The 11,913-nt window shown below is 61.6% G+C and carries 13 protein-coding genes; 1 reads left to right on the forward strand and 12 read right to left on the reverse strand.

Annotation, left to right across the window (positions count from 1 at the left end; all coding sequences use genetic code 11):
• Positions 1–10: 10 nt before the first annotated feature.
• The 10 genes from PM3016_RS21400 to PM3016_RS21440 all read right to left on the reverse strand — a co-directional run bounded on the left by PM3016_RS21400 (position 11) and on the right by PM3016_RS21440 (position 9,057).
• On the reverse strand, positions 11–910 hold the full coding sequence (locus PM3016_RS21400) for an ATP-grasp domain-containing protein (RefSeq protein ID WP_013918617.1): 900 nt from the start codon (positions 908–910) through the stop codon (positions 11–13).
• Positions 911–922: 12 nt separating this feature from the next.
• Entirely contained in the window at positions 923–1,096 is a 174-nt protein-coding gene (locus PM3016_RS21405) for a hypothetical protein (RefSeq protein WP_013918618.1), read from the reverse strand.
• Positions 1,097–1,192: 96 nt separating this feature from the next.
• Complete coding sequence (locus tag PM3016_RS21410; protein WP_014370898.1) at positions 1,193–1,933, reverse strand: gamma-glutamyl-gamma-aminobutyrate hydrolase family protein; 741 nt, start codon at positions 1,931–1,933, stop codon at positions 1,193–1,195.
• 37 nt (positions 1,934–1,970) lie between these two features.
• Entirely contained in the window at positions 1,971–2,882 is a 912-nt protein-coding gene (gene opp4C / locus PM3016_RS21415) for an oligopeptide ABC transporter permease (RefSeq protein ID WP_014370899.1), read from the reverse strand.
• A 39-nt stretch (positions 2,883–2,921) separates the two neighbouring features.
• Positions 2,922–3,872 carry an ABC transporter permease gene (locus PM3016_RS21420; RefSeq protein WP_274380029.1) on the reverse strand — a complete coding sequence of 317 codons (951 nt, stop codon included), beginning with the start codon at positions 3,870–3,872 and terminating at the stop codon, positions 2,922–2,924.
• Between the two features lie 18 nt (positions 3,873–3,890).
• Positions 3,891–4,910, reverse strand: coding sequence for an ABC transporter ATP-binding protein (locus PM3016_RS21425; RefSeq protein WP_014370901.1), 1,020 nt, complete (start codon positions 4,908–4,910; stop codon positions 3,891–3,893).
• On the reverse strand, positions 4,907–5,914 hold the full coding sequence (locus PM3016_RS21430; RefSeq protein WP_014370902.1) for an ABC transporter ATP-binding protein: 1,008 nt from the start codon (positions 5,912–5,914) through the stop codon (positions 4,907–4,909). Before PM3016_RS21430 ends, PM3016_RS21425 begins: the two co-directional genes overlap by 4 nt.
• Positions 5,911–6,741, reverse strand: coding sequence for a zinc-binding metallopeptidase family protein (locus PM3016_RS40010; protein ID WP_238540629.1), 831 nt, complete (start codon positions 6,739–6,741; stop codon positions 5,911–5,913). The genes PM3016_RS21430 and PM3016_RS40010 overlap by 4 nt, the downstream gene beginning before the upstream one ends.
• Positions 6,668–7,387, reverse strand: coding sequence for a zinc-binding metallopeptidase family protein (locus PM3016_RS40015; protein WP_238540276.1), 720 nt, complete (start codon positions 7,385–7,387; stop codon positions 6,668–6,670). Before PM3016_RS40015 ends, PM3016_RS40010 begins: the two co-directional genes overlap by 74 nt.
• Before the next feature lie 23 nt (positions 7,388–7,410).
• Complete coding sequence (locus PM3016_RS21440) at positions 7,411–9,057, reverse strand: ABC transporter substrate-binding protein (RefSeq protein ID WP_014370903.1); 1,647 nt, start codon at positions 9,055–9,057, stop codon at positions 7,411–7,413.
• A gap of 449 nt (positions 9,058–9,506) precedes the next feature.
• Here PM3016_RS21440 and PM3016_RS36795 point away from each other — a divergent pair, with 449 nt between their 5' ends.
• On the forward strand, positions 9,507–9,704 hold the full coding sequence (locus PM3016_RS36795; RefSeq protein WP_164923393.1) for a hypothetical protein: 198 nt from the start codon (positions 9,507–9,509) through the stop codon (positions 9,702–9,704).
• 388 nt (positions 9,705–10,092) lie between these two features.
• Here PM3016_RS36795 and PM3016_RS21450 read toward each other — a convergent pair whose 3' ends face one another.
• Positions 10,093–10,962: a carbohydrate ABC transporter permease gene (locus PM3016_RS21450; protein ID WP_013918626.1), complete on the reverse strand. Its 870-nt coding sequence runs from the start codon at positions 10,960–10,962 to the stop codon at positions 10,093–10,095.
• Between the two features lie 15 nt (positions 10,963–10,977).
• On the reverse strand, positions 10,978–11,907 hold the full coding sequence (locus tag PM3016_RS21455) for a carbohydrate ABC transporter permease (RefSeq protein ID WP_014370904.1): 930 nt from the start codon (positions 11,905–11,907) through the stop codon (positions 10,978–10,980).
• Positions 11,908–11,913 lie beyond the last annotated feature (6 nt).

The following is an 11,913-nucleotide window of genomic DNA, read 5'->3' on the forward strand; positions in this document are numbered from 1 at the left end:
TACTTGGTATTTAGGTTGGCTGAAAGCTCCGGACGGAAGTTATCTTGCTGCTGACATACGCGGCAATGTGAGAGGCCACGTCGACGCCGTGTATTTTCCATGATTTGGCGAACTCGGGGTTCTGGTTCACCTCGCAGACGAGGTAGCGGTGCTCCTTGTAATCGTAGAACAAGTCCACGCCGTAGATCCCTTCCCCCAGCACATCGGTCAGCCGCCCGCAGAGTGCGCGGATCTCGGCGTCCACCACCAGGGGCTCCACCTCCGCTCCCAGATGGGTGTTCGTCTTCCAATTGTCCGGCGACACCCTTCGGAAGGCTGCGATCGGCTCCCTGCCCACCACAACCACTCGAATGTCAAAATCCCCCTTGTCCACATACTCCTGTACCAGGACCGGAAACGATTGGTGGCTCGGATCCAGCGACTCCCTTGCCGCAATCCATCCGTCCAGGCCTTCCCTCCCGACGATGCGGGCAATCCCCCTCCCCCAAGAGGAGCTGGCCGGTTTAACCACGAAGACCTGCCCGAAAGCCTCGAACGCTTCCCCGAGACTGGCGGCCGTAAAAGCCACTTGAAAGCGGGGCTGCGGAATGCCGCGGCCCTCGAAGACGACGGCCTGGTGAATCTTGTTCGTGCAGACCGTGATGGCTCTGACGCTGTTCAGCGTACGGATGCCCGCCAAATCCAGAAGGGTGGCCCGGCTCAGGGCATTCTTCTGCGAGAGGCAGCGGATCAGTGCGATATCCGGCGGCTTCCTGCCCGGAGAGCCGTGCGCTTCCCCCAAGGGAAGCGCCATGGAATCCAGGTTGACCTCCACTTGTAACCCTTGGGCGGTCAGCAGCTCGGCGATCCGTTTCTCCTCTTCCCTCAGCTTCGTGACGCACAGCAGGACGTTCGCTTGGCCGCTGCTCAAAGTGCTCCCCCCTTACTCTCCCCAGGTTTCTTCGATTTCCGGCGCGAGCTCCACGGTAATCACATCAGCGGCAGCGTGGACTTCGTGTTCCTGCCCGCAGGAGGAGCACTCGACAATCTCACCGGTCGTTGCGTCCTGGTCCACCGTGATTTCATCCTTGCATACGAGGCACAGCAGTTGGCTCATGAATCATACCACCTTCGGGTTTAATGTTGACTTCACCTATGAGTATACTTGGTAATAACTTGAATCTCAACCATTATTTTCTTGTCGCCTGGAAGATTAAGAGACATTCCGCTCCCGGAGGCCCGTCAGGCTCTTCGATACCAATTCCTTGAACAGCAGACGCATAAGAGGATCGGTTCCGGTCATCGACTCCGGATGCCACTGGACCCCCACGGCAAACGCATGCCCGGGCAGCTCAACGGCCTCAATCACCCCGTCCGGCGACGTGGCCGTGATGACCAGCCCCGGAGCCACCTGCCGCAGGGCCTGGTGGTGAAGGCTGTTCACCCGGATCTGATTGTGCCTGAAGATGCCCCAGAGCCGGCTGTGCTCGGCGATATAGACGGCATGCGTATCCTTTCCCCTGGCCACCCCGTGCTGCATGTGCGGGGCCGCCCCCGGGTATTCGCTCGGCAGATCCTGATAGAGCGAGCCGCCCAGGGCTACGTTCAGGACCTGGATGCCCCGGCAGATCGCAAGCAGCGGCTTATCGCTGTTCAGCGCATGCCGCACGGCCTCGATCTCGATGCGGTCCCGCTCCGGGAACAAGGAACCGAGCGCCGGATGCGGCTCCGCCCCATAGCAGGACGGGTCGACATCCTCCCCGCCGGAGAAGATGATCCCGTCGCACAGGTCGATCAGCTCCCGGAAGGTCTCCGGCGATGTCAGGGGAAGCACGACCGGCAGTCCGCCGGCCTGTTCGACGGAGCGGTGATAGTCCAGATGGACATAGGCTCCTTCACTGTACTCATTGCGCACGACTATCGTGCTTGTAATGCCGATTACCGGCTTCTTCATAACGGCTCCTTTCCCTGCATCGGGGTTCCTTGAAGATCTAGGACTGCTGCTGCGAATCCAAGGCATCGCGCAGGCCGTCCCCCATGAAGTTGATCGCCATGACGGTGAGCAGGATCATGGCTCCGGGAGGAACCCACAGCCAGGGCTGCTCCGTCAGCACCGTAAGCGACTGGGCATCGGTCAGCATGTTGCCCCAGCTCGGCGTGGGCGGCTGCACCCCCATGCCGAGGAAGCTCAGCCCGGCCTCGCTCAGGATGGCCGAAGCCATGCCGAAGGTGGCGGCCACGATGACCGGTCCGGCCGCATTGGGCAGGACATGGCCCAGCAGAATACGCGGGGTGCTGTAGCCGAGCGCGACACCCGCCTTGACGTAATCGGCCTCCTTGACGGCAAGCACGCTCCCCCGGACGAGCCGGGCGACACCGGGCCAGGAGAACAGCGCCAGCACCAGAATAATGGTGGTCATCGTGGCGCCAAGCACGCTGACGACAATCAGGGTGACCATGAGGAACGGGAAGGCCATGAACATGTCCGTCACACGCATCATGAGCATATCCAGCCATCCGCCGTAATAGCCGGAGAGCAGCCCGATCAGCGTGCCGGCCGCCACATAGAGTACCACGGTCACGAATCCGACGAGGAGCGAGACCCGGGTCGCATAGACGAGCCGGGAGAACACGTCCCGGCCGACCTGGTCCGTTCCGAGCCAATGCCCTGCCGAAGGGGGGGCCGAGAAGACGCCGGCCACCTCCCTCGGATCATGCGGGGCGATGAGCGGGGCGAATGCGGCGGCCAGGATCAGAAGCGCGGTGAAGATCAGTCCCGCCGCAGCCGGTTTGTGACGGAAGAAGCGGACGGCAAGGCCACGTCCTTTGGGCTGCCCGGCATTCTCTTCCAGAAGACCGGGCTTCAGATGAGCTTCGCCGGTATCGGCGCCGGTCAGCTCCATACGCTTTTCACCTCCTTTCATTAAATAGTAGACTGAGATTCATTGGTAGCGGATGCGGGGATCTGCCGCCGAATACAGGAGATCGGTCAGCAGATTCGTCGTCAGCACGATGCAAGCCGCCGTTAAATTCAGGCCCATCAGGGTAGGGTAGTCTCTCGAGAGGACGGACTGGATTGTCAGCTGGCCAATCCCCGGCCACTGGAAGATCTGCTCGATGAGAATGCTGCCGCCGAGCAGCAGCGGGATCTCCGAGCCGAATACCGTAATCATCGGGATGAGGGCATTGCGCAGGGCATGCTTGTTCGTCACAAGGAACGGATGGAGTCCTTTGGCGCGGGCCGTACGCAGGTAATCCTGCTTTAGCACATCCAGCATCGCCGCACGGACATACCTCACCTTTTTGCCTGCAATCACGAACCCCAGTACGAAGACAGGCAGAATCAGATGGGCGATCAGATCTCCCGTGCCCCCGCTCCCCCCGAGCGTTCGCATCCCCCCGGTAGGAAGCAGCCTCAGCTGCACGGCAAAAATATAGATGAGGCTCAGTCCCAGAAAAAACTGCGGAATCGAGGTGCCGATAAACGAAAGGCCGGTCATCAGGTAATCGAAGCGCGTATTCTGTTTCACGGCGCTGAGGATGCCGGCGGGGACCGCAATGAGCATGCCGAGGAGCAGAGAGGCTGAGGCCAGCAGCAGCGTCGGGCCGATCCGCTCCCCGATCAGCCCGGCCACCGGCGCATAGGAGCTGAACGAATAGCCGAGCTCCCCCTGCAGCAAGGCACCGAGCCATTTGACATACTGGACGATCACCGGATCGTTCAGCCCGAGCCGCTCCTTCCTCGCTTCGAGCAGCTCGGCCGGCATATTGGGATCGATGAACATATCGACGGGATTGCCCGGCGCCAGGTTGATCAGGAAGAAGTTAATCACCGTGATGCCAAGCAGAACAGGAATGGCGATCAGCAGACGCCGGACAAGGTATGGAAAAATGGTGTATCCTCCTCTCGCTTACTGCAGGGGGTAATGGCAGGCGGCTGCGTGTCCCACGCCCGCTTCGGCGAGCGGCGGCTCTTCGTGCCTGCAGCGCTCCTGCACGTAGGGGCAGCGGGTGTGAAAGCGGCACCCTGCCGGCGGATCCGCCGGATTCGGCACATCCCCCTGAATGACGATCCGATTCCTGGTGCGCAGCAGCGGATCAGGCGGCGGATAAGCCTGCAGCAGAATCTGTGTGTACGGATGCTTCGGACGCCGGAACAGCGTCTGCTCCTCTCCGATCTCCACGATTCTGCCCAGATACATCACAGCGATGCGCCGGCTGATATACTTGACGGCTCCGATGCCGTGGGCGATGAACAGATAGGTCAGCCCGAGCTCCTTCTGCAGATCCCCGAGCAGGTTCAGAATCTGCGCCTGGATGGAGACGTCGAGGGCCGAGACCGGCTCGTCGCAGACGATGAGCTTCGGCTCCAGGGCAAGCGCCCGGGCGATCCCGATCCGCTGCCTTTGGCCGCCGGAGAACTCGTGGGGATAGCGGTGCTGATGGGACTTCGGCAGGCCCACCAGATCGAGCAGCCGTTCGACCCGGCCCTGAACCTGACGCCGGTCTGCGAGGCCGTGGGCAAGCAGCGGCTCCGCCAGGGTGGCACCGATCTCCTTGCGTGGATTCAGCGAGGAGTACGGATCCTGGAAGATCATCTGCAGCCGGGTGCGGACCCGCACCAGCTCGCGCCGGGAGAGGAACGTGATGTCCTCTCCCTCGAACCGGATGGATCCCGCAGCCGGATTCTCCAGCCGGACAATGGAACGGCCGAGCGTTGACTTGCCGCAGCCGGATTCGCCGACAAGCCCGAGCGTCTCCCCTTCCCTGATCTGCAGGCTGACATCGTCCACGGCTTTGATCTGCCCTGCCGTCCGGGAGAATACGCCCCGGCGGATCGGGTAATAGGTCTTCAGCCCCTCCACCTGCAGCAGGGGAGCGCCGGTCTGCTGCTCCGTCCGTGCCCTGCTCCTGGCAGCGGGCGTACTCATAGGCCCACCTCCAGCAGCCCGGGAACAGCGGATGCCGCCTGCCCGCCGGCCAGCCAGCACCGGACGGATCGGCCGGCTTCCGCTTGCTTCAAGAGGGGGGGCTCCCGGCGGCAGCGTTCCTCCGCGAAGGCGCAGCGGGAATGAAAACGGCAGCCCTTCGGCATCTGCCGGGGAGACGGCACCATCCCGGGGATGGCCTCCAGCCGTCCCTCTCCGGCGTCCAGCCGGACGATGGAGTTCAGCAGCCCCTGCGTATAAGGATGGGCCGGCTGATGGAACATGGTGAACACATCCGCCTGCTCGACGATTTGCCCCGCGTACATGACGGCGACCTTATCCGCCATCTCCGCCACGACGCCCAGATCGTGCGTGATGAGCAGAATCGCCGTGCCCGTTTCGTCCCGCAGCTCCTTCATCAGCCCCAGAATCTGCGCCTGGATCGTCACATCGAGCGCCGTCGTCGGCTCGTCGGCGATCAGCAGCTTCGGGCTGCAGGAGAGCGCCATCGCAATCATGATGCGCTGCCGCATGCCTCCCGACAGCCTATGGGGATAGGTCTTCATGACTTCTGCTGCCCGGGGAAGGCCCACCTTCTCCAGCATCCGGACGGCGTAAGCCCCGGCTTCCCTGCCGGAACGCTTGGTATGACGCCGGATCATCTCCTTGAGCTGATCCCCGATCGTCAGGACGGGATTCAAGGCGCTCATCGGCTCCTGGAAGATCATGGCGATCTCCCCGCCCCGGATGCTGCGCATCTCCGCCTCCGGCAGCCTCAGAAGATCCCTCCCTCCGAACCGGATCTGCCCCTGGCTCGTCCGTCCGATGCCGCCCAGCAGCCGCATGACGGATAAGGCCGTCACGCTCTTGCCGCTGCCGGACTCCCCGACAAGGGCCAAGGTTTCGCCTTCCTTGATATCGAGGGTGACCTCATCCACCACGGTGACGGTCTCCCGACCGCTGCCAAAGACGGTCCGCAGCCGCTCGATTTCCAGGATGCTCTTCATCCGCTCTCCCTCCTCCCCGCGTACACAGGCACCGGTGCCCGGACTTCCGCCGGGATCGCGGGAGCGTACCGGCGCCCCCGGGTGGACTCCCGAAACTCTTCCCGCGCCTGCGCCAGCACCCCTCCGACGTCCGTCAGCAGCTCATAGGCAGCGAGAGCGATCAGCCTGGCGGCGTAATGCATCCCCTTCAGTCCGATGGAGGAGCCGAATGCGGCCGTGGCCTGCCATGTATGCACCTGGATGCCGACAGGGGCGCAGGTGGTGATGATCTGTCCGACCGGGGTGATCCACGAGACGTCGCCAAGATCGGTTGATCCTCCCGAGGCCGCCCCGCCCGCAGGCGTCTGTTCACTGAAGGCTGCGGGCAGCAGCTCCCCCGGCTCCAGCCCGAGCTTTCGGGCTTTGTCCAGCGCCGCCTCCCGCTGGGAGGTCTCCAGGGTGGCGGCGAGCGATGCGGCAAACTCCTGCTCCTCTTGCGAGAACACGGGAGGCTGTGCTTCGTGCTGCTGCCCTGTCAGGAGCGCATTAAGCGTATGGTTCACATTCAGGCTGTAGGCGCCTCCCTTGATGTCCCACGAGACCTCCGTCTCCGTCATCAGGGCTGCTCCCCGGGCGATCTTAAGCAGTCTCGCCAGCAGCGCATCGGCCGCGTCCCGGTCGGCGCCCCGGAGATAGTACCAGACGCTCGCAGCATCGGGCACAATGTTCGGAGCGACTCCCCCGTTCGTAATCGTATAATGAATCCGTGACCCGTCAGGCACATGTTCCCGCAAGTAATTCGCGCCGATGTTCGTCAGCTCCACGGCATCCAGGGCGCTCCGACCCAGATGGGGAGCCCCTCCCGCATGGGCTGTCCGTCCGCGGAAGTGAAGCTCGACGGAGGTCAGCGCCGAGGTAGGGGTGCTCCATGGCGTATTCTGGCTGCCGGGATGCCAGGTCAAGGCCGCAGCCAGGTCGTCGAAGACGCCCTCGCGCGCCATGAACGTTTTTGCCGGACAGCACTTCTTCCGCCGGGCAGCCGTAATAACGGATCGTCCCGGCGAGCCCCTCCGCGTCCAGACGATGCTTCAGGGCAACGGCGGCTTCCACACCGGCCGTGCCGAGCAGATGATGGCCGCAGCCATGGCCGGGACCGTCCGGCGATACGGGCTCTCTCACAGCGGACACCTTCTGCGACAAACCCGGCAGCGCGTCGTACTCGCCGAGGATGCCGAGGATCGGGCCGCCCGTGCCATACTCCGCCACGAAGGCGGTGGGGATCCCGCCGATCTCCCGCCGCACCCGGAACCCCTCCCGCTCCAGCACCGAGCCCAGCAGCCCGGAGGCGAAGCTCTCCTCATAGGCGGTTTCCGGGCGTTCCCAGATCTCCCGGGCCAGCTCTTCATAGCCGGACTGGTGTTCCAAGATCCACTCCACCAGCTGCTTTTTTCCCATATGACGTCCTCCTTGTTTCAGCAGTCTGTTCGTAACCAACGGGCGTCTCTCTCCCCAGCGGCTTATGGCTTCAAGTCCCACTGGCTTACATTGTTAAACATACCGATATCCCGCGGTCTGCCTTCGATCACCTGCTTGGACACGGCGAGCAGACGCTTCTCCGAGTAGACGGCCAGGGAGGGAACATCCTCATGAAGAATGGCCTGAAGCTCGTTGTAGATCGCACGCCGCTTCGCCGGGTCCGACTCGCTCTCCCCGCGGTTGATCAGCTCGTCGACCTTCGGATTGCTGTATTTCAAGTCATTGTTGGCGTTGTCGCTCTTGAACATCGTGAAGTAGGAACTCGGCTCGATGTAGAAGTCGCGGGTGAAGATCGTCAGATCGAACTCGCCCTTGCCGACCTTGGCGATGAGCGTCGCGAAGTCGAACTTCTGCACCTGAACCTTGATGCCGACGGCCTCCAGGTTCTGCACGAGGATATCAGCGGCCTGCTCGCGGATCTTGTTGCCGACCGGGATCAGGAAGGTCAGCGGCCTGCTCCCGTCCCAGTTCGTCTCCTTGAGCAGCGCCTTCGCTTTCTCCGGGTTATACGCATACTTCGTGATATCCTTGTTATAGTACGGGTGGTAGCTTGGGATCCCGCCGTCGATCACTTCCCCCTGGCCCTTCAGCAGCTGGTCCACGATGAGCTGCCGGTTCAGCGCATAGGCGACCGCCTGGCGGACCTTCACGTCGGGAACCTTCTGCACATTGAAGAACAGCTCGGGAGGCACCGAGGGGTTGCCGGATGTCAGCTCGATATGCGGCAGCGCCTTGACCTTCTCATACTCGGTGATGGGAATGAGGCCGACAGGTACGGAGTTCATGTGAATCTCCCCGGTCTGCAGCTGGGCCACCAGGTTGGCCGCCGGAAGGACTTTAATGAAGATTTTGTCGAGCTTGGCCGGCTCGCGGTAGTAGTTCGGGTTCTTGACGACTTCCGCATGCTGGCCTTTCTGGAAGGCCGCGATCTTGAAGGCTCCGATGGTCACCTCGGGCTTCTGGAAGTACGGGTGGGCTGCCACCTGCTCGGGAGCGACGTCCTTGAGGATATGCTGGGGAAGGAAGAAGACTTTGGTGCCGAAGCGCTCCTTGAAAATCAACGGGTCGACCGGGGTCTTGGTCCGCACCTCGAAGGTCTTGTCGTCGACGATCTTCAGGCCGCTGATCTCCGTCTTCCCGTCATCAAGCTTGCCGGCGGCATTCAAGCCTTCGATGAAGTTGAGTTTGAAGTTGGTATCCACCTTCGGGTGCAGCGCCGTCTTCAGCGTAAAGGCGACGTCGGCGGTCGTGAACGGCTGTCCGTCATTCCACTTGGCCGACTTGTTGATCTTGACGGTGAAGGTCTGGTTGTCTTTCGTCTCCACCGACTCGGCCAGCTTCGGCTGGAATTCGAACTTCTCGTTCAGGTCAAGCAGCGAATCGTTGATCAGCGCCAGCACGTTGTCCGAGGCCGAATCGCCGGCGTCATTGATCTGGTTCAGGGTTACAGGAGCATTCACGATGCCCACGTAGACGGTTTTCTCCCTGGCCGGCGCCGGGGCGGCGGTACTCTTCTCGGCCGGAGCCGCTGGGGCCGGTGTTCCGTCCGGTGAGGCGCAGGCGGTGAGGGCAAGCAGAATGACGGTCATGGAGCTGAGCAGCGAGCCTTTGCGGGTTATGCAGTTCACGTACAGGATCCCCCTTCAAGTCGACAGCAGATTAACTTCATTATTCCTATCGTTAAAGTGTGTTTATGTACCTGAATGTACCATCGTCCTCCAACCTTGTCTAATTGAATTTATCAATCGAAGAACGAGGAATTTCTATCCAAAAAAGAAAAGAAAAACCTGTTGGCGACGTCGACGTCCTTTAAGATCTCTGTGTGCGAGTCCATACGTTGGTGCGCGGGGAAGAATGGGTATGGGGTTTTAACTGCTGTTGAAGTCGTTTCCCATATTTTTCCATGATAAGGAAACGACTCTAAAAGCGGCCGCCCGTTAACTTTCAAACTCCGACCCATTCCCTTTCTAATGACTACTCTCTGCTCCACCGGTACCCCTGGGAGACGGCGGGCCGCCTGTTCTTCAACTTGATCTGGCAGGATCCCCATCTCGCCGCTGTCCATATGGGGACAGCGGTGCGGGGAGTACGCCTGCCGGACGGATGGTTTCAGCTGCAGCGACAGCGGGTGGCGCTGATCCGCTATGGGCCTCAGGTGGCCGTGGCCCGCGACCTGCAGCTCGAGCCGGAAGGTCTGCGTTACTCCTCCGGCGGCTGCGATCCGCGATCTGCAGCTCGAGCCGGAAGGTCTGCGTTACTCCTCCGGCGGCCGTGACCCGCGACCTGCAGCTCGAGCCGGAAGGTCTGCGGTTCCGACTCCGCCGATCGTTTCGGCGGCTTCGAGCGATCGCTTTAGAATAGCGGAACTCAGGTATCTTATTGAGGGTTTTCCCGGCATTTCCCGAAGAGTAGCGGAACTCAGATGCCTTATAAGGGGAAAACGGCCCGGAAACTGCGCCCATCCCGACCATAGCGCATCTGAGTTCCCTTGTTTCTGGCGGGTACCTTCCAAAAGTGGAAATAACGCACCGCACTTCCTCTATTTTTATAGACAGCTTGCGCGCCAGCAGATTCGAGCTCCGAAATTTCGGAACTTTGATAATGTAAAGAAAACCCGCTCCCAGCAGGGCACGGGCCTTCTCCGCTGCGCACCTCCTGCCGGCTCACTTCAGTCCGGTCAGCGAGATGCCGCGGATGATCTGCTTTTGGAACAGGAAAAACAGAAGAATCAGCGGAAGCACCGACACCGCCGCCCCGGTCATGATCATGACCCAGCCGCTGTTGTCCTTGAGCTCGCTCGAGAAGAACGCCGTACCGACGGGAATGGTGAAGTTCGCCTCCGTCTGGGTGATGATCAGCGGCCAGATGAAGGCGTTCCAGCTTCCCAGGAAGGAGAGAATGAACAAGGTCGCGAGCGCCGGGCGGACCAGCGGTACGGCGATCTTGAACAGGATGCCCCACTCGCTCATCCCGTCGATCCGCGCGGCATCGAGCAACTCCGAAGGTACGGACTCCATGAACTGCTTCATGAGGAAGATGCCGAAGGCCGAGATCAGGCCGGGAAACAGCAGCCCGGCGAACGTATCGACCCAGCCCAGCTTCACCGACAGCAGGTACCAGGGGATGATGAGCATCTCGGTCGGTACCATCAGGGTGCTGAGGATCGCGACGAAGATGACCTGCTTGCCGTAGAAGGAGAACTTGGCGAGCACATACCCAGTGATCGTGTCGAAGAAGATGACACTGGCCGTGGTGACCAGAGCGACGATGAAGCTGTTCGAGATCCACTTCGGGAACGAAGAGTCTCTGAACAATTCGGCGTAATTGGCCAAGGTAGCCTGCTGCGGAATCAGGCTGAGAGAGAACACTTCGCCGGGCGGCTTCAGCGAGGTGGCCACCATCCACAGGAACGGGAACACCATCGCGAGCACCCCGGCCGTAAGCAGAACATAGCTCGCAGCGCCGGTAAGGGAACGCGAGGCGGCGGCTCTCCGGGGGGCGGCAGCGGCAGACAGTGCGGTCAGACGGCGCATACCCTTTTCCCTCCTCTAGTCATCGGCCCTCTTGTTCAGCACCTTGAGCTGAAGCAGGGACAGCGCCAGGATCATCGCAAACAGCACGACGGTGGCCGCCGCCGCCTCGCCCATCTTAAAGTGCTTGAAGGCTAGATTGTAAATGTGCAGCACCAGCGACACGGTTGAATTCAGCGGCCCGCCCCCCGTCATGTTCAGCACCTCGGAGAACGACTGAAGGAAGCCGATGCTTCCGATGACGACCGAGAAGACCATCACGGGGTTGAGCAGCGGAAGCGTGATATGCAGGAACCGGCGCCACGAGCCGGCCCCGTCGATCGAAGCGGCATCGTAATACATGCGGGGAATGTTCTCGAGCCCCGTGAGGAAGATCAGCATCTGGAAGCCGACGCCCTGCCAGATCATCGCCGCAATGACAAGATAGATCGCCTGCGACGGGGAGCCGAGGAACAGCTGGGGCTCGAGGCCCAGTCCCAGCAGGATGCCGTTCGCGATGCCGTTCTTCATCAGAATCCAGCGGAACACCCAGCCGGCCGCCACGACGCTCGTCACATAAGGGATAAAGTAGACCGTACGGTACAAGCCCTTGAAACGGCCTATCCGGTGCAGCAGCAGCGCCACGATGAGCCCCGCGAGCAGCTGGCCGGGCACGCCGACGGCCACGTAGATCAGCGTATTGCGGAGCGACTGCAGGAAGATCGTGTCCTGCAGCAGGGCGGCGTAGTTGCCGAGCCCGACGAAGGGCTTCACCTCCGAGAGCAGGTCCCACTCCCGGAACGAGACATGGAACGAATACAGAATCGGCAGGATCCTTACACTCGCAAAGAACAGCAGGGGCAGCAGCAGGCAGCTGTAGATGAAGAGGTACCGCTGCCCCTTCACGCTCAGACCTCTCCTCAGCGGTGTCTGCCTGCCCCGGGCCTGCAGCTTGTCGGCAAGTTCCATAACGTC

It is taken from the genome of Paenibacillus mucilaginosus 3016 (assembly GCF_000250655.1).
In the GTDB taxonomy this organism is placed as follows: Bacteria; Bacillota; Bacilli; order Paenibacillales; family NBRC-103111; genus Paenibacillus_G; species Paenibacillus_G mucilaginosus.